Annotated in this window: 15 protein-coding genes, 1 tRNA gene and 1 pseudogene; 11 read left to right on the forward strand and 6 right to left on the reverse strand. The window is 38.7% G+C overall.

What is annotated here, in order from left to right:
• Positions 1 to 2359 (reverse strand): ABC transporter permease (locus H7254_RS00635; protein ID WP_301931130.1); only part of this gene is annotated, 2359 nt, incomplete at its 3' end.
• A 58-nt stretch (positions 2360 to 2417) separates the two neighbouring features.
• Positions 2418 to 2615, reverse strand: a pseudogene (locus H7254_RS00640) (ABC transporter ATP-binding protein); the annotation flags it as partial.
• Positions 2616 to 2730: 115 nt separating this feature from the next.
• Between H7254_RS00640 and H7254_RS00645 the strand changes: the two are divergent.
• On the forward strand, positions 2731 to 2961 hold the full coding sequence (locus H7254_RS00645) for a hypothetical protein (protein ID WP_301931131.1): 231 nt from the start codon (positions 2731 to 2733) through the stop codon (positions 2959 to 2961).
• Entirely contained in the window at positions 2936 to 3364 is a 429-nt protein-coding gene (locus tag H7254_RS00650; RefSeq protein WP_301931132.1) for a putative toxin-antitoxin system toxin component, PIN family, read from the forward strand. Before H7254_RS00645 ends, H7254_RS00650 begins: the two co-directional genes overlap by 26 nt.
• A gap of 25 nt (positions 3365 to 3389) precedes the next feature.
• Here H7254_RS00650 and H7254_RS00655 read toward each other — a convergent pair whose 3' ends face one another.
• The 3 genes from H7254_RS00655 to H7254_RS00665 form a co-directional block, all read right to left on the reverse strand.
• The gene (locus tag H7254_RS00655) at positions 3390 to 4067 is read right to left on the reverse strand and encodes an ABC transporter ATP-binding protein (protein WP_301931133.1); all 678 of its coding nucleotides are present in this window, start codon (positions 4065 to 4067) and stop codon (positions 3390 to 3392) included.
• Positions 4068 to 4108: 41 nt separating this feature from the next.
• Positions 4109 to 4279: a hypothetical protein gene (locus tag H7254_RS00660; RefSeq protein WP_301931134.1), complete on the reverse strand. Its 171-nt coding sequence runs from the start codon at positions 4277 to 4279 to the stop codon at positions 4109 to 4111.
• Positions 4280 to 4393: 114 nt separating this feature from the next.
• Complete coding sequence (locus H7254_RS00665) at positions 4394 to 5641, reverse strand: efflux RND transporter periplasmic adaptor subunit (protein WP_301931135.1); 1248 nt, start codon at positions 5639 to 5641, stop codon at positions 4394 to 4396.
• A gap of 237 nt (positions 5642 to 5878) precedes the next feature.
• On the opposite strand from H7254_RS00665, the gene H7254_RS00670 reads away from it, so the two are divergent.
• Together H7254_RS00670 and H7254_RS00675 are read left to right on the forward strand one after the other, a co-directional pair.
• On the forward strand, positions 5879 to 7255 hold the full coding sequence (locus H7254_RS00670; protein ID WP_301931136.1) for a sigma-54 dependent transcriptional regulator: 1377 nt from the start codon (positions 5879 to 5881) through the stop codon (positions 7253 to 7255).
• A gap of 643 nt (positions 7256 to 7898) precedes the next feature.
• Entirely contained in the window at positions 7899 to 10343 is a 2445-nt protein-coding gene (locus tag H7254_RS00675; RefSeq protein WP_301931137.1) for an alpha-galactosidase, read from the forward strand.
• A 116-nt stretch (positions 10344 to 10459) separates the two neighbouring features.
• Here the strand turns inward: H7254_RS00675 and H7254_RS00680 are convergent.
• Positions 10460 to 10533, reverse strand: a tRNA-His gene (locus H7254_RS00680).
• 221 nt (positions 10534 to 10754) lie between these two features.
• Between H7254_RS00680 and H7254_RS00685 the strand changes: the two genes are divergently transcribed.
• The 7 genes from H7254_RS00685 to H7254_RS00715 form a co-directional block, all read left to right on the forward strand.
• The gene (locus H7254_RS00685) at positions 10755 to 11363 is read left to right on the forward strand and encodes a DUF445 domain-containing protein (protein WP_301931138.1); all 609 of its coding nucleotides are present in this window, start codon (positions 10755 to 10757) and stop codon (positions 11361 to 11363) included.
• A 162-nt stretch (positions 11364 to 11525) separates the two neighbouring features.
• Entirely contained in the window at positions 11526 to 11666 is a 141-nt protein-coding gene (locus tag H7254_RS00690; RefSeq protein ID WP_301931139.1) for a hypothetical protein, read from the forward strand.
• 27 nt (positions 11667 to 11693) lie between these two features.
• On the forward strand, positions 11694 to 13676 hold the full coding sequence (locus H7254_RS00695) for an outer membrane beta-barrel family protein (RefSeq protein ID WP_301931140.1): 1983 nt from the start codon (positions 11694 to 11696) through the stop codon (positions 13674 to 13676).
• A 155-nt stretch (positions 13677 to 13831) separates the two neighbouring features.
• Positions 13832 to 16468 (forward strand): YfhO family protein, encoded by a 2637-nt coding sequence (locus tag H7254_RS00700; protein ID WP_301931141.1) that lies wholly within the window; start codon positions 13832 to 13834, stop codon positions 16466 to 16468.
• Positions 16468 to 17532: a hypothetical protein gene (locus tag H7254_RS00705; protein ID WP_301931143.1), complete on the forward strand. Its 1065-nt coding sequence runs from the start codon at positions 16468 to 16470 to the stop codon at positions 17530 to 17532. The genes H7254_RS00700 and H7254_RS00705 overlap by 1 nt, the downstream gene beginning before the upstream one ends.
• A gap of 110 nt (positions 17533 to 17642) precedes the next feature.
• Positions 17643 to 18653, forward strand: coding sequence for a glycosyltransferase family 2 protein (locus H7254_RS00710; protein ID WP_301931144.1), 1011 nt, complete (start codon positions 17643 to 17645; stop codon positions 18651 to 18653).
• A 2-nt stretch (positions 18654 to 18655) separates the two neighbouring features.
• The coding region (locus H7254_RS00715; RefSeq protein ID WP_301931145.1) for a glycosyltransferase at positions 18656 to 18994 on the forward strand (339 nt) is incomplete at its 3' end.

Raw genomic sequence — 18994 nt, forward strand, 5'->3', positions numbered from 1 at the left:
AGCTTACCGTTAGCAAGGCAATGAGGATGGCCAGTAAACCGGTCAATACAAATACCCACCACTGGATATCGATGTGGTAAGCAAAATCTTTTAACCAGTTGTTCATGGCGTACCAGGCAATGGGCGTTGAAATTACGATGGATACCAAAACCAGTTTTATAAAATCTTTGCTGAGCATTTGTACGATCGACTGCACACTTGCACCCAATGATTTGCGTACACCAATTTCTTTAATGCGTTGCTCAATCATCAGCAAGGCAATGGCGAATAAGCCCATACAGCTAATGATGATGGCGATGGCGGCAGCGATGCTATAGATGGTGGATAGTTGCTGCTCTTTTTTAAACCAACGTTCTGTATTTTCATCCAGGAAAGAACCCTGGAATTCTTTATCAGGCAACTCACTTTTCCAAAACTGTTTCACCTTATCCATCATGCTTACCATATTGCCTGGCTTCAGGCGCAGTAAAGCATAGCTCATGGATGTACTGTGACCAATCTGCATGGTGAGCGGATCTACTTTTTCGTGCAGGGAGTACAAATGAAAATCAGGAATAACGCCCACTACCTGCAACTTTGGCTTCGACGTATCAGGCCATAAAAATTTACCCACCACCTCTTTATCACCCATTTGTTTTGCCATGCTTTCGTTGATGATGACCGATGTAGCAGAGTCTGTAGCAAAAGCTTTATCGAAATCCCTGCCTGCTAGCAATTTCATATCCAGTGTTTTCAGGTAACCATAATCCACGAAGACCCAGTCAGTTCGAATGGCTTTATCGCCATAATCAAAACCATAACTCTGTCTGTTGCTGCTATTGTCCAAACCATCCCCAATATTTATACTGGTACCGGAAATGGCCACTACAGTAGGATCCATTAAAAACTGGTTGCGCATTTTTTCAATAAATTTTCCCCCTTCAACACTGCTGCTAATGGGTACGCTGATCACCTGCTGCTTATCATACCCCAACGGCATCTTACGCAAATAATTCAATTGCTGCAAAACAATAACGGTGCTGCAGATCAGTAAAATGGCGATGGAGAATTGTATGACAATTAACCCATTACGAAGGCCACCACGTTTTTTCAGTGTTAGTTTTCCTTTTAAAATTTCAATGGTATTAAAGCCAGACATTACTAGCGCAGGATAGCCACCGGATACAAGCGACACCAGCAGGAAACAGCCCAGTATGCAAAGCAAAGTAACCGGTTGTACTATAAATGAAAATGGTAACAATGTATTGAACAAGGTGCGGAAAGATGGCAGTAAAAGATACGCAATCAGCAAACCAATGATAAAAGCAATGGCGCAGATCAGTAGGGATTCTCCCCATATCTGCAAAAATAGTTGACGTTTATTGGCACCGATAGATTTACGCACACCCACTTCTTTTGCCCTGGTAAAAGAACGGGCAATGGACAGGTTGATAAAATTAATACTGGCAATGAGCATGATAAAAAATGCCAGCAAAAATAACGTGTACACATAAGTTTTTTTAGTTCCGCCGGTGCTGTTATCAAAAAAATGAACATCTTTTAAAGGTGTTAATACCAAAGTGGCATAGTTGCCAAATTTATCAGGTTTAACATTTAATTTTTTGATGTCTTCCGGGCTAAGTGGATTGTTTTTAGTTAAAAAAGACTGTACCCTTTTTTCAAACTGGGCCTGGCTTACATTGTCTGCCAGTTGTATAAATACGTTGTGTTGCTGGTTATTCCATTCGTTTTTATTTTGAACATAATCGCCTGTATTTTCTATACGGATAAGCCCATCGTAATTAATGGAAGAATTATCCGGAAAATCACTGATAACGCCAGTTACAATAAAATTGGTCCATGTATTGTTTAGCTTTACCTGTACTGTTTTGTTCATCGGGTCTTCTGCCCCAAAAATGGTTTTCGCCATGTACTGGCTGATAACAATATTGCTGAGGTCATTCAGGGCATTGTCTGCGTTGCCCGACACCATCGGGAAAGAAAACATTTTTAAAAAATCAGGGTCGGTAGTCCGGATAAATTTGTTATAATCTTTGCCATTGTAGCGGATGGCACCGCTGCCGTATTTAAGCCTTGCAGCATACTTTACTTCCGAGAATTCCTTTTTTAATGTGGGTGCCAGCGGATAGGCCATGGAGCTGCCATATCTTACCCCTTCAGCAGTTTGCACCTTATTAAGGGTGCGGTAAATATCTTTACCGTTGATGTGAAAGCCATCATACGAAAGATCAAAATAAGCAGCCAGAAAAACAAGGATACTGCTGCTGAATGCTACTATCAAACCAACAAGGTTAATGGCCGTGTAGGCTTTGTGTTTTTTAAGATTGCGCCAGGCAATTTTGAGATAGTTTTTAAACATGATCTGAATGATAATTTTTTATTGAAATAATTATTTGATCAATTGTTGTTATAAATACTTATACATGAAAATTTTCTGTTACCACCCTCCCATCAAACAAATTGACAATGCGGTGAGAAAATCCTGCGTCATAAGGACTGTGCGTTACCATGATGATGGTGGTACCTTCTTCATTTAATTCTTGTAATAATTTCATTACTTCCTCGCCATTTTTACTGTCGAGGTTACCGGTAGGCTCATCTGCCAGAATTAATTCAACCCTTGTTTTTACCAAGATTTCGCCAGGCAATTTTTAAATAGTTTTTAAACATTGTATAATCTTTAAAGGATTAATTTTTGTAAATTTGATCTACATAATAAATCTTATTAAAATGGAACGTATTATTATTGAAGTTGGTGATGCTACGGCTAAAAGATGGCGTACTTCTTCCCGTAAACGCAGAGAAGAAATATCTCAGGAAATAGAAATACGGCTGGCAAAAAAACTGATGGCTGATTCTAAAGAAAACTTTATAGAGTTTTTGGATGAAGTTGGAGAAACAATGCGCCAGCGTGGACTTACAGAAGAAATTCTGAATGAAATCCTTAATGAAGATGAATAACTTTTTTGTAATTGATACCAATAACTTAATTAGTGCCTCACTAATACCTACCTCTACAAGTAGAAAAGCTTTAGAAAAAGCAATGAATTTAGGTAAAATAGCTATTGCACCCAATACACAGGATGAATTACTTGATGTAATATTCAGGAAAAAGCTGGATAAATACTTCTCTGATAATAATGAACGATTGGTTATTGTAAATATTTTAGAAGCAAATGCTGTGTTTTTCTCCCCTGAAATATCAATTGATGAATGCAAAGACAAGAAAGACAACAAGTTTCTCGAATTAGCCATAGCAGCACAAGCTTCCTGTATCATTACCGGCGATAATGATTTGCTAGTACTACATTCTTTTAGAAATATTCCCATTTTAAATGCCTTTAATTTTATAAATACTTTTTAATATGCGTTACCTAACAAGCGACTAGTTATACATGAAAATTTTCTGTTACCACTTTCCCATCAAACAAATTCACAATGCGGTGAGAAAATCCTGCGTCATAAGGACTGTGCGTAACCATGATGATAGTAGTACCTTCTTCATTTAATTCTTGTAATAATTTCATTACTTCCTCGCCATTTTTACTGTCGAGGTTTCCGGTAGGCTCATCTGCCAGAATTAATTTTGGTCTCGCTACCACTGCTCTTGCTATGGCTACACGCTGTTGTTGTCCACCACTTAATTGCTGTGGAAAATGATTACGGCGGTGCATAATGCTCATCCGTTCCAGCACCGCTTCTACTTTTGTTTTTCGTTCTTTTACCGGAATGTTCATGTAGATCAACGGCAGTTCCACATTTTCAAAAACAGTCAGTTCATCAATCAAATTAAAACTCTGAAAAACGAAGCCGATATTGCCTTTGCGCAATTGTGCCCTTTTGCGTTCCGTCATTTTTGCTACTTCGGTACCAAAAAAATTATATTCCCCGCCTGAAGGATTATCCAACAAACCAACAATGTTTAACAACGTTGATTTACCACACCCGCTGGGCCCCATGATGGCAACAAATTCACCTTCCTTTATTTCGAGGTTGATGCCGTTAAGTGCGGTGGTTTCTACTTCTTCGGTTGCAAATAATTTTTGCAGTTCTTTAATCTGAATCATATTGGTTATTTTTTTGCTGATCCTTTTTAAGTGAATATATGTTAATAGAAATATTTAATTAATACAAGATGGTAGTTTTCATAATAAACACCAGAGGCTGGCTGCTGCTGTTTATTGCGGCATTTAGATTGCTCTGTTTTATCAGCGCATTTGGTAGCTGCTCCTACAGATACCAACGTTAACAGTGCAGACAAAAGCAAGTATTTTTTCATGATCATTATTTTTACAATGAATAAAAAATATTGTTTTTAATAGTGCGGTTGGTTTACTCCAACCTGGGCCCGAACTATGGCCAGTATCCTCACCGGTCATTTTTTTTTGCATTGTTAAAATTGCAGTACTTCATTTTTGCCGTAATTTTCATAGCTGCTGGTAATTACTTTTTCGCCGGGTTTTACTCCATCCAGTACTTCAAAATATTCGGGGTTACGGCGCCCCAGCGTGATGTTGCGCTTCACTGCTTTCTTACCGCTGGCATCCATCACATACACCCAGTTACCACCGGTTTCAGAAAAGAAACCTCCCACCGGAATCAGGATTGCTTTTGCTGATTTACCCAGTTCCATGCGGATGGAAGCGGACTGGCCGCGACGGATACCATCGGGGTTTTTTGCAGCAAAAGTCATGTCTACTTCAAACCTGCCAGCCTTCACTTCGGGATACACTTTGGAAATTACCAGTTCATAATTTTGATTACTAAACTCCATGGTAGCTTTCAGACCAACAAAAATCCGGCTGATATAATGTTCATCCACACCGGCCCGCATTTTAAAACCGTTCAGGTCATCTATCTGCCCGATGTTTTGGCCGGCAACAATGCTGCTGCCTACTTCTGCTTCAATGGAAGACAACAGTCCGCCAACAGGTGCCTTTACTACCAGGTTATTCAGGTTTTCTTTCATCAGTTGCAGATTTTTTTGTGAATGTTGCAGTGTACTTTCCAATTGCACTACCTGCAGTTTTGAATTGTCGTTCTGGTAATTCTGGGATTGTACTTCAATACCTTGCTGATTTTTTAATTTTTCATAATCCCGTTTTGTTTTCAAATATTCCAGTTCGCTTATCACTTTGTCTTTAAACAATTTTTCATTGCGGTCATTGTAATCTTTTGCCTGCGATAGTTGATAATCCACATCGTTCATGGTTCGCTGCAATCCAAATTTATCTGTCTTTAATTTTAACCGGGTGTTTTGCAAATCATTTATCAGGCGGTTGATCTCTGTTTCCTGCTGAACAAATTCCATCTGCAGGCGGTTATTATCCAGTTTTAAAATCACATCTCCCGCTTTAACTGTGGTACCACCTTCAATTACTTTTTCTTTTACATAACCGCCTTCAATGGCATCAATGCGATATGTTTTAATGGGTTGTACAACCCCGCTCACTACAATAAATTCATCAAAAATACCCTGGGTTACCTCCGATACAGTTATCTTTTCCTTATCAACATTTAAACTTGATCTTTTATCTGCAAAAATTAACTGGTACACCAGTAAACTCACTACCAAAGTGCTCCCAATAATCCAAATAATCCGCTTGCTATTCCAGAATTTCTTTTCTATTTTTTTATCCATTGCTGTTTTAATTATTTATTGATTCACTTGGGCCAATTGATATGCCAAACAATCAAAGCTGTGCTGCGTAAAGGTTACACATTTTACGGTTACATAAAGTGTCCGGTTTTGAACACCTTACTGTACAGCAGCGAACAGGTGCAAATAGTTAGGGCGGAGGAAAATTTTTGTAATACTTTTAGAGCGGTGTTAATACTTTTGAAAAGTAACAGCTACCCACTAAAATAATTGAGTAACATGATCCCAGCCATTGAAGGAAAAATATTAATAGTAGACGATGATGCAGGTGTACTGAGCGCCGCCAACCTGTTACTAAAACGGCATTTTAAACAGGTAGACACAGAGAAAAATCCATTGCGCATACCGTATTGGATAAACAGTGTTGGCTACGATGTGATATTGCTGGATATGAATTTTACCCGTGACCTCAGCAGCGGTAAAGAAGGCTTTGAATGGCTTGATAAAATACTGGATCTTGACCCATCGGTTTCTGTAGTGTTGTTTACCGCTTACGGAGATGTTGAGATGGCGGTACGGGCCATCAAAACGGGTGCAAAGGATTTTGTTTTAAAGCCCTGGCAAAATGATAAATTGGTGGCCGCTTTAACAACGGCTATGGAAGCTGCCCAGGAAAAAAGGGCTTCCAAAATAAGAGTTACCGACCATAAAAATCACAGAAATATTTCTCCTTTATCAGAACATCCTTTTATTGGCAACAGCGAAGCAATTCAGCAAATTTTAACTACCATTGAAAGGGTAGCTGCTACAGATGCCAATATTTTAATATTGGGTGAAAATGGTACTGGTAAAGACCTGGTGGCAAAAAATATTCATCAGCAATCAAAAAGAAAAGACAAAGCTTTTGTAACCGTTGATTTGGGTGCTATCTCCGAATCGCTATTTGAAAGTGAATTATTCGGCCATATAAAAGGTGCATTTACCGATGCCAGAGAAGACCGTACCGGCAAACTGGAAGAAGCGAATGGTGGCACTATTTTTTTAGACGAGATCGGTAATATCTCCCTCCCCATGCAGGCCAAATTATTAACCGTTTTACAAAACCGAACCATCACCAAAGTGGGTAGCAACAAAGTAAAATCAATAGATGTAAGGCTGGTGTGCGCCACCAATAAAGCGGTGCATAAAATGGTAATGGATCAGCATTTCAGACAGGATTTATTGTACCGCATTAACACCATCGAAATTCAATTACCACCATTGCGAGAACGTAAGGAAGATATCCCTTTACTGGCAGATTATTTTGTACATGTATATGCAAAAAAATACAATCGAACCGTGGCCTCGCTAAATACCAGCGTTGTAAAGCAATTGCAAAAACATCAGTGGCCGGGCAATGTGCGGGAACTGCAGCATGCCATTGAACGGGCGGTAATACTTTCGCAAAGCGATACTTTGCAACCGGAAGATTTTAAAGGCTTCCGGCTGGCTAATGAAGGTGCGCCTGTTATAGAAACTTTACAATTAGAAGAAATGGAAGTACTGCTGATAAAAAAAGCCCTGCAAAAATTTAATGGCAACATTACAGAAACCGCCAGGGAGCTGGGTTTAACAAGGGCATCGCTTTACAGAAGGTTAGACAAATATGGAATTTAAATGCAGGCTGATTGTAAAAATATACAAGTGCTGTTTGTACGTAAAAAAACATGCTGGGCAAGTATAAAGAACATATCTACGCAGATGACTATAATGTCTGCTCGAAGTTTGAAAATACCGGTAATGGAACGGTCTAAAACTGTTGTGCACCTGCAAGACGCAAATTTATAGCAACACAAAATTTTGATAATGCCAGGTTGGGTTCAAAAATAAATGACTATAAGATTAACAGGATACAGGAACCGCTATTGCAAAATTATCATATAGTAAAATAGAGACAATTACGAGCTGGATAAAATGTGTACCTATAAATGAAATTGTTCAACAAACGCTCCTTTACTGTCTTGGACAATAAGCTGCATGATGCTTTTTTTTGTGAAGTTTTTCGTTTATCAAAAAGATAAATGAGCAGCATTTTAAAGACATCAAATTTCCTTTTAAAACAACGCTTCATAAATCTATTATTGAAAGCAGGATGGCGCAAACGTTTGCTCAATTTTACTAAACTCTTCTAAGTCTATATTTAAAGTAATAAAAAAAAGTAACCGCGTAAAAAAATTTTTTTTATCAAAGATTTTTCAGCTGCAGGATGTTTGCAGCTTATCTTTTGGCGGGGAAAAAATACCGGTAAATTATAATAATAATGAAAAAAAAATACACCTTAGTTTTTGCATTTTATATTATTTTTCCATGCATATTATTTTGCATCAGCCAAAGTAAGGCACAAGTGCCAGCAGCAATTCCGGTTAGTATGCAACCTTTATCAAACCCTGTTATAATTGCATACGCAGGCTGGACAATAACTGCAGATGCAACAAAAGCGACTATCGACATAAGCTATGACAGTCTGGGTATACTATTGCAACATATGCGGCTCAATATTGAAAATAACCAGCAGTTGGTTTCACTAAATGGCTGGATGGCTGAAAAGATAAGTCAACAGCAACTTGCTATAAAAGTAACTCAACCCGCCTGCGCTATACTTTTTAATTTGAACGAACAAAGCCTAACCGTGTCATCGTCTTCGGCAAAGCTCGTACTTACTGCAGAAGCGCCTGCCAGTAATGACCGCATAGTAGCCAATGTTATTGATACCAAAGGTATGCCCGTTACATGGGCTGGTACCAACGAAGTTGTTGAAAATTTTCAGGGAACTGAAACAAGAACACCTTCTTATCTTGCCTCTAAAAATCCCGAAGTAATGACCTTTGCGCTCGGGCAAGTCTCATCAGCCAACATCCATAGTCTGTTTGACCGTACACATGACATTGCCATTGTTTTTTCAGACAATTCGCTGCTGCAGCGAAACCCGAAACAACCGGATATGCTTGATGTAAAAATTGATGTTGCAAAAAATACTGTCATACGTTTACTTCCCAATTATTATACGCACACACTGGGGCTTCCTTTTTATTCCCGCTTTGATGATTCGGAGTTTCCTGTGGCACCGGTAGTTTGGGGCAGTTGGACTTCTTACTACCGCGATACAAGGGAAAAAGATATTGTTCGCAATACGGACTGGCTTGCTGCCAATCTGAAACCGTATGGATTTAAGTATGTGCAAATTGATGACGGCTATGATAATGGCAAAGACAGTCTGCAACATACCTGGATAGAAAACTGGGATAAACGTGGACTGTTTCCAAAAGGGCCAAAATGGATGGCAGACTATATTAAATCAAAAGGCTTGCATCCTGGTTTGTGGCTTGTGCCCAACTCTTATGCGGGAGCAGTTACCACACATCCTGAATGGTATCTGCGTGACAAATCCGGTAACCTGATCTATGATTACGATACCCCAACCCTGGATTTCACTCATCCCGGCGTTCAGCAATGGTTGCGCAAACTATTTGCCACATTAAAAGGCTGGGGATTTGAGTATTTTAAATTTGATGGTGAATTTGCCCTTTCCAGGTATGCGCCTTTGGTAGATAAAACAAAACTTTTTGATACAACAATTGATCCGGTGGTATCATACCGTAACAGGTTACAGTTAATCCGGGATGTTATTGGAACCAAAACATTTTTGGAAGGCTGCCCTGCGGGAACACCTTTAAACGGCATCGGTTTTTTTAATTCTTATTTTAACGGAGCTGATGTCTACAATACCTGGCTGGGATCTTATGCATTGTTTAACGCTATCAACGCCAATGCATTTTTAAATCACATTGCGGTGTATGTTATGCCCGGTGAAGGAATTGATATATCACCTTTTACCAGTTTGGCAGAAGCTAAAAAGAAAATGCCGGCCCGGTATATTTACACAGCAGAAACAAGTGAAGATTCGTTAAAAGGATTTGGTGTTTCTATGGCAGAGGCACGAACACTGGTGTCTTTTGTATCGTTAACCGGAGTTGTATATCCGCTCACGAGCATCATGCCGGCATTGCCAAACGAACGGGCCAGGCTGTTAAAAATGTCTATGCCAACAATGCCTGTTTTACCTGTCGATTTATTTAGCCGCGGCTCCGACATGAGCGCAAACACGCCGTGGGAATATTTTAAACACAGAACACCGGATAATTATATTCATAATTATCCTGAAATACTGAATCTGAAAGTAAATGCTCCATCTGGCATCTACGATGTAGTGGCGTTCACCAATTGGCGAAGCGAAAAAGCCACAAGAAAAATTTCATTTGCGGATAAACTGGGACTTGGCTCCGGCATAGATTATATTGCTTTTGACTTTTGGAAGCAGGAACTATTAGGAATTTTTCGCGACAGTCTGGAGCTAATTACTGAAGCGCATGATACAAAAGTTTTGCAATTACACCCTCTGCTCGGCAGGCCTCAGCTGATCGGAAACTCAAGGCACATTACGGGCGCTTTTTCCATCCTCAGTTTGCAGTGGAATGAAGCAAAAAAAACATTGGAGGGCTTATCTGCAACCATTCCCGGCGATACTTATGATCTTTTTATTTATGTGCCCGATGGATTTGATATTGCAAAGTTGACAGTAACTGCTGGTAAAAATAAAATAATTCAGGTAAAAAAAGAAATGGTAGGTAATGCTCTGAAGTTAAGTTTTGAAGGACAGCTGGAACAAGTTAAATGGCAGATTCGGTTTAAACAGGCTTTAAAATAATATGCCTTAAGATTATAAGTATTTGTATTTAACAGCGGGATATTTAACCGCACGAAGAAAGAAATAATAATTACAAATCCCACTTTTTCAGCAGGATTTGTAATTTAAAAAACTTGGGTAATCGAGGGGGCTCGAACCCCCGACCCTCAGAATCACAATCTGATGCTCTAACCAACTGAGCTACGACTACCGTTTTTTTATTGGATGGCAAAAATAGTAAAAAAGGCTGCTCCTTCAAAATTACATTTAAAAAATCAGGAAATTTTATTTAGCTGGTTACATTTATTTTATCAGTTTACCTTTCTAAATGCGTACTGATATTATCTTTCAGGCATATAAATCCTATTAAACTTTCACATTATAAAGGCCGTTGATTTTTTATTGTGTTTCTTTACACCTCTAAATTAAGTTATGAACTGGATCGGAAATATTATTACCATTTTACTTTCAACATTTACAGGCTGGGTTACTACCTGGATTGCAATCAAAATGCTTTTTCATCCGCGAAGGCCAATAAAAATATTAGGCTTAACCATCCAGGGCATCTTTCCCAAAAACCAACGACTGATTGCGGAAAAACTGGGGCAGGTTGTGGGAAAAGAATTATTATCTTTTGAGGAAATAGAACAAAAAGTAACTAACCCGGAAAATCTGCAAAAACTGAGGCCGGATATTGAGCACCATATTGATCATTTTTTGCGTGTTAAACTACTGGAAGTTTTTCCTATGCTGTCCATGTTGATAGGCGAAAAAACCATACTACAATTAAAAGATGCTTTTTTGCTTGAACTGGAAACTCTTTTTCCAGTGCTAATGAAAAGTTACATGATTAAGCTGGAAGAAGACCTTGATCTCGAAAAAATCGTGACCGAAAAAGTAGCCGCTTTTTCTTTTGAAAAATTAGAAGACATTTTAAATCAGATCACTAAAAAAGAGTTTAAATTCCTTGAATTTATCGGAGGCTTTTTTGGCTTACTTATTGGAATTATCCAGGTAGTAGTGGCCCTTTTAATGAAGTGAGCCAGATACCCAAACAATAACCTTGCTGAAGCTGTTACCCTTCATCAACTCCTTTTTTTTATAAACATGTAAGGAAGCATTTTGTTGTGATCTCAACCAACAATTAAAAAACTATGTTGAATATAAAATGTAACATTAAATGCATCAAGAGGATTGCTAACGATGAGCATTGACCGTAAAATTTTTAATGTAGAAAAAAATATCACCAGCGTGGGCGGTACCGCGGTGGACGTAATGAAAAATGTACCCAGCGTAAATGTTGATATTGATGGCAACGTTACACTGCGCAATGCCGCACCATAAATATTTGTATTCGGCCGCCCGACTACCATGACGCTTAAACAGATACCTGCTGATGCCATTTCAACGGTGGAAATAATCACCAACCCTTCTGCAAAATTTGATGCTTCTGGCGGAGGGTCGGGTATATTAAATATTGTTTTAAAAAAGAACCGCAAAACAGGTTACAATGGCAATATACGGGCAAGTATTGATAGTTGCGGTAAGCCTGGTTTTGGTGGAGATGTTAATGTGAAGCAGGGTAAAATAAATGTATTTGCCAATGCACAGGTAGGTTTTAGAAAAAGTATCAGCACGGTAACTACTTCCCGTAAAGATTTTATAAAAGATACTACGGCTTATCTTACCCAAACCAATGGTTCGGTGGGCAGAGGTGTGTTTGGATTTGGCCGTTTGGGGATGGACTATCTGGTAGATAACAGAAATACGATTTCCCTTTCGGGCAGCATGGCGAGGGGACAATTTAAAAACAATGATTTAATTAATATCGTCCGGGATACAGATTATGTATCTTATACAAATGCTGATTACGGCAACAGGAGCAGCAAGAGTACCAACAATTTTCAAAACTACGGAAGCACATTAAGTTTTAAACACAATTTTGCCAGGGCCAATAAAGATATCAGTGCGGATATTAATTACAACTATAGTAAAAATGACAATCTGAATGATTTTGCCACGCAATATTTTTTCACCAATACCAGCCCAAAATCGCCACTGCAGTATCAGCGTTCTTCAGGTGGTGGCACCAGCAAATTCTTTACCGCTCAAACAGATTTTTCTGATCCGTTGACAGCAAAAATAAAAATAGAAACGGGTGCAAGAATTGCCATCAGAAATTTTTCAAGCTTTAATGATAATTTTGTAAAAGATGCTGCGGGAGACTTTATTTCGTTGCCTTTGTTAAACAACCGCTACCAGTTTACAGATCGTGTGCTGGCAGCTTACGCCACATTTTCCCAGCAGATAAATAAATTTAGTTACAACGTTGGATTAAGGGAAGAAAGTTCAAAATACGACGGTACGCTGGTTACGTCGGGTAAAAAATTTTCCAATCAATATCCGTTTAGTTTATTTCCCAGTGCTTTTGCTACTTATAAATTAAGTGCAAAAGAAGATTTGCAGGTGAACTATTCCCGCAAAATAAACCGGCCTAATTTTTTTCAATTAATACCATTTATTGATTACACCGATTCGCTTAACATTACTAAAGGCAATCCTGGCCTCGTTCCCGAATTTACCAATTTGTTTGAATTGTCTTACCAGAATCAAATCAGCAATGGTCATAATTTTTTAACAAGCATCTATTACAAAAACACTGATAACCTGATAACCCGTAACTTATTCAGGGACATTAACCCCAATCCTGCAAAGGTTGACAGTATCATCATTAGTTCCTATGCCAACGCTTCCAGAAGTTATAGTTATGGTATTGAACTGACCAGTAAAGATAAAATAGCCAAATGGTGGGACCTGACGGGAAATGTGAATTTCTTTAATGCGGTTATCAGGGCAGGCAATATTACAGGTGGTATCAACAGCAACCAGTTTAGCTGGTTTGGAAAACTGAATAACAATTTTAAATTACCCAAAAATTATTCTATACAATTGAGTGGCGACTATCAGGCAAAAACACTGGTGTCCCCAAATGGAGGAGGCGTTGGCGGACGTGGCGGTGGCCCTATGTTTGGTGGGGGCAATCTGCCTTCGGCACAGGGTTATATCAAACCGTTGTATGGCGCAGATATTGCGATAAGAAAAGATTTTTTAAAAAATAATGCTGCATCATTAACCCTTCAGTTCAGTGATATTTTTAGAACAAGGCTCAATAGCACCCACTCAGAGTCTGCCTATTTTGTTCAGGAGTACGATCGCCGCAGAGATCCGCAGGTACTGCGGTTAAACTTTAACTGGCGTTTTGGTAAAATAGATGCAAGTCTTTTTAAACGTAAAAATTTAAAGGGAGAAATGGAAAATTTACAAAACAGTCAGCAGGGCGTAAACGGACAGTAATAGTTATGAGGTATAAGTGATGAGTTATAAGTTGCCTTCGGCTTTTGCCTGTTAGCTTCTATCATAAAAACACTACAAAAAGCGGCATCTAAAAGTGCCGCTTTTTTGCTTACGATATTTTAAGTTACTTTGCTGCCTCATAATCAAATCGCTTCATGAAGAATATTAATGTAAAAAAGATTTTGCCGCATGTTATAGCCATTGTGGTGTTTTTATTGGTTGCCGTAATTTTTTGTAAACCTGCTCTTGAACAGGGTGTGGTAATGCAGCAAAGCGATTTTACCCAGGCCGATGCCATGAAACACCAAAGTGTGCTGTATAAAGAAGCGCATGGTACTTATCCTTTATGGGTTACAAGCATGTTTGGTGGAATGCCCGCTTACAATATTATCTACGAAGGCTTTTGGTCTCCGTTTTACTATGTTGACAAGGCTTTCCAATTTTGGTTACCCAAACCGCTTAATTTTTTCTTTTTAAGTTGTATTTGTTTTTATATTTTATGTATGTGCCTGCGCATACGGCCGTATGTAGCCATACTGGGTAGCCTGGCTTTTGCTTACAGTACTTTTAGCCCAATTCTCGCTGCTGCAGGGCATGATACAGAACTGCTTGCTTTGGCTTATGCACCTGCATTACTGGGAGGAATTATTTTATTATTCAACAAAAGGTACATCAGCGGATTTATATTTACGGCGCTATTTGCCACCCTGCATTTGATGCAAAACCATCAGCAGATTAGCTATTATACGCTGATCATCATTGCAATCATGACCATTTTTTTTGCGGTAAAATGGATAAAGGCAAAAGAGTCAGCACATCTGCTAAAAGCCGTTTCCTTAGCCCTGGGTGCAGCCGTAATTGGCGCCATGATCAATGCTATTTTATTATTGCCGGTGGTGGATTATGCCCAGTACTCCAAGCGTGGCGGGGTACTGGTGATGGATGGCAAAGCCGGAGGCAAAACAACTGGTACTGACAAGAATAAAACCACGGGCCTTTCAAGAGAGTATGCATTTCAATGGAGCTACGGCAGAATGGAATCTTTGAGTTTATTGTTTCCTGGTATAACGGGCTATGGCAGCCATTTTAGCCAGCGGGACGAAGAGTATAGTATTTTTCCAAAACTATCAGAAACCTCCAACGTAAGCACTTATTTGCAGGAAAAATTGAACGTGCCGGAAGATCAGGCCGGCAACATTGCCTCCAACCTTTCGGGTAGTATTTACTGGGGCGACAAACCTTTTACAACGGGCTCTAATTACCTCGGTGCATCAATTTGCTTTCTGTTTATTTTAGGAATGTTTTTGCTGGACAACAAACATAAATGGTGGATTTTTACCGCAAGCATCGTCGGCATCATTATGGCGATGGGTAAAAATATGCCGCTGATCAACAACTTTTTATTCGACTATTTACCTATCTATAATAAATTTCGCACGCCTGAAATGGCACTTGTAATTCCGCAGATTTTATTTCCAATTCTGGCGGTACTTACTACACAAAAAATACTGGACAACGATGATCCGCAAACACTTAAAAAATTAAGGCTAAGTATTTTTACAATTGCCGGCATTTTTGTGATTGCTGGTTTGCTATATTTTACCCTTGACTACAGTAAAGAGAATAAAGAAAGAACTGCTGCAGTAAATGCTGCCTTTGCAATGCCGGATAGTACAACAAACGGAAAAATGCAGGCAATCAATCAAAAATTTGAACTGCTGGTGGACAACCGGGTGTATGAGAATTTTTTACAACAAAGCAAAGGCGATACTAAAGTAGCACGTGCAGTTGTAACTGCTTTACGCAAGGACAGGCAAAGCTTTTTAGGCAATGATATTTTGCACTCGCTGTTGTTTGTTGCGCTTACTATTTTACTCATTGGTCTTTTTGTTTATAAAAAGATCAATTCGTTGATTGTTTTAATTGGTCTTCCATTGCTTACTGTACTGGATCTTCTTCCGTTTGACGCCCATTACATCAATGAAAAAAGTTTTGATAATGCAGAAAAATATCACGCCAGTGAGTTTCCCGAAAGCGATGCTGATAAGTTAATTCTTAAGGACAGAGACCCCAACTTCAGGGTGTTTAATGTAGCAGGCGGTGATCCTTTCCAGGAAGCTAAAACATCTTATTACCATAATTCTATTGGAGGATACCATCCTGCAAAATTGGGTATTTACGATGACCTCATTACCTACCAGTTAAGTGGCCAGCCAAACTTTTCGGTGCTGAATATGCTCAATACAAAATACATCATTCAGCCCAATCAAAAAGGCGATAATACGATTGCCCAGGTTAACATGCAGGCCTTGGGTAACTGCTGGTTTGTAAAAGGTGTAAAATTTGTTAATGGCCCGGTGGAAGAAATGAAGGCACTGGATAATTTTAACCCTAAAGACACGGCCGTAATTGACGAAACGTATAAAAATATTATCAGTGGTTATGGGCCGGCAGACAGTACTGCCAGTATTAAACAAACAGCCTTTGAAAATATGGCTATTAAATATGAAAGCAACAGCAATGCGGCTCAGGTAGCAGTTTTCAGCGAAATATTTTATAAAGACTGGAACGCTTATATTGATGGAAAATTAACACCTGTTGCAAAAGCAAATTATGTGTTGAGAGCGTTGCTGGTACCCGCTGGTAAGCATAGTATTGATTTTAAATTTGAACCTAAAGTATATAAAACAAGTTATACCATTTCTTTAGTGGCTACCTGGCTGCTTGTTATTTTATTAATAGTGTATGCCGTGTACTCGTTTAATCAACGCAATAAGCAAATTGAGCAATAATGGCTGGTAAGCAACCTGATTTTATTTTACTAAAAGGCGATGATGTACTGGCCATCGCTGTTAATCAGAAAGCTGCAGAGTTGTTTACGCTTTTGCAAAATTTTGATGCAGCAAGCCTTGTAATTGACAATCATTTTAAGGATTATTTTATTCAATATCACCTGGGCAAACGCCTGCATTTTTCAATTGAAAATAGTGCACATATTATTTACCAGGCTGTAAAAAAAACTGGTAAAGGCGTAGCACAAATAAACATTGCAGATTACGGCGCAGGACTGGGCACGCTTTATTTACTGGCTGGTATGATGGGTTTTAAAACAGTAGTTTACAATGATTATTTACCAGACTGGAAAGACGCAGCTATCACTATTAGTAAAGCACTAAAAATTAAAATAGACGGATTTGTTACGGGCGATATAGACGCCGTTACAAAATACGCAGCGGAAAAAAGTTTTTTGTTCGATATCATCGCATCCAGAAATGTAATTGAGCATATTTACAGTCTCGATTTTTTTTATGGGGAGTTGCTGCGCCACAATCCTGTAGCAGTAATTTTTTCAACAACTTCAGCCAATTTTCACAATCCGGCAATGCGCCTGAAACATTATTTGCTGCACAAAAAAATTGAAAAAAAACAATACCGGCCACTGCGAATAAAAGAACTGCAAAAAATATGGCTGGCTATTACTGACAAGCAAACACAGGAGCTCGCAGATTTAACCAGGGGAAAAGCAAAAAAAGATTTTACGGATGCTGTAGAAGATTATAAAAATAATAAACAAGTTATCCCGGTAAAATTTTTACGAAGCAATACCTGCATCTGTACTTTTGGATATTGGTGCGAACATTTACTGGCAAACAACGAATACAATGCCATTATTAGTGAGGCGGGCTACAGTATGGATTTTACTGCCGGTTATTGGGATACAAATTATCAATCGGATCTTATGAATCTGCTTGCAAAATTTTTGAATAAGGTCATCATATTAACCGGAAAACAAGGCATTTTATTTTCACCTTTTGTAAACATCATTGCATACTCAAAAATAGTAAATACAAGTTAAGCTATTCAAGCATTTAATATTTCAATGAAAACGTCTGTATGCATCAGCTTCGATATTATAAAATATAGTAACCGCAACCAACAATAAACACTAAATATTTTTACCTGTTAATGGATGTATCCATCATCATAATAAATTATAAATCGGCCAAACTGGTAATGGATTGCGTGAAAAGTATTTACCAGCAAACGCACCAGTATAGCTTTGAAATAATTGTAGTGGACAATGACTCCAACGATGATTGCAAAGAACAAGTACTTACCGCGTTTCCAGCAACGCTATGGCTGCAAACAGGCTATAATGCTGGGTTTGCGCGGGCCAACAACGCAGGCATACGCATTGCCAACGGGGAATATGTTTTGATATTAAATGCAGATACCATTATTACAGATGGCGGTGTTGATAAAACCATTACTTTGATAAAACAGCAAACCGATGCTGTTGCCTGCGGGGTTCAATTATTAAATACCGATGGAACCAATCAGATATCCGGTGCACATTTCGTAAAAGGAGGCTTAAATACTTTACTACCGCTACCCTATCTCGGCAAGCTGATCCGTTACCTGGGTTATCGTTTTAAATCTACTGTTCCAAGCGTTCAAACCATTCATGATAAAATTGAAGTAGACTGGGTGGTAGGTGCCTATATTTTAGTAAAGAAAGAAGTACTGCAAAAAGCCGGATTGATGGACGAAGATTTTTTTATGTATGCGGAAGAAATTGAGTGGTGCAGCCGCTTACGCAAACAGGGAAAGCTATACCTTTTTGGAGACCCCAAAGTAATTCACATTGGTGGTGGTACCAGCAGTGATTATTATACCACCACGGAAAACGAAAACAGTAAAAACCTGTGGAATAAAAAAGGCAGGCAGATCATTGTATCCAACATGCTACGTGTAAGAAAGCAGTTTGGCATTGCCTGGTTTTTACTGATAGCCGGTACGTATTTTTTTGAGATCCTCCTGTTTTTTTTCTGTTTACTCCTGCATAAAATCTTTACCTTAAATAAGGCAACCTACACTTTTAAAAACTGGATAGATTATGTAAAAAATATGGGCGTATTATTGCGTTACTTTTTTAAAATTTTTCTAAACAAACCTTATTTTTATAAAGTAGCTTAACAATGCAATTATCTATCATCATCATCAATTACAACACGTTTACACTTACCTGTAATTGTATACAGTCTATTTATGACAAACTGGTAGATGTTGACTTTGAAATTGTGCTGGTTGACAATGCTTCGATTGAATGTGATCCGATGCTTTTTAAGCAAAAATTTCCAACCATTAATTTGGTTGTGAGCCCGGTAAACAGTGGCTTTACGGGTGGTAATAACCTTGGGGTTGACAATGCAAAAGGAGATTACTTATTGTTGTTGAACAGCGATACCGAACTTATCAACAATGCCCCAAAAATTTGCCTGGATCATTTACTGCAGCATAAAGAAGTGGGCATGGCC

It is taken from the genome of Ferruginibacter sp. (assembly GCF_014377975.1).
Classification (GTDB): Bacteria; Bacteroidota; Bacteroidia; order Chitinophagales; family Chitinophagaceae; genus Ferruginibacter.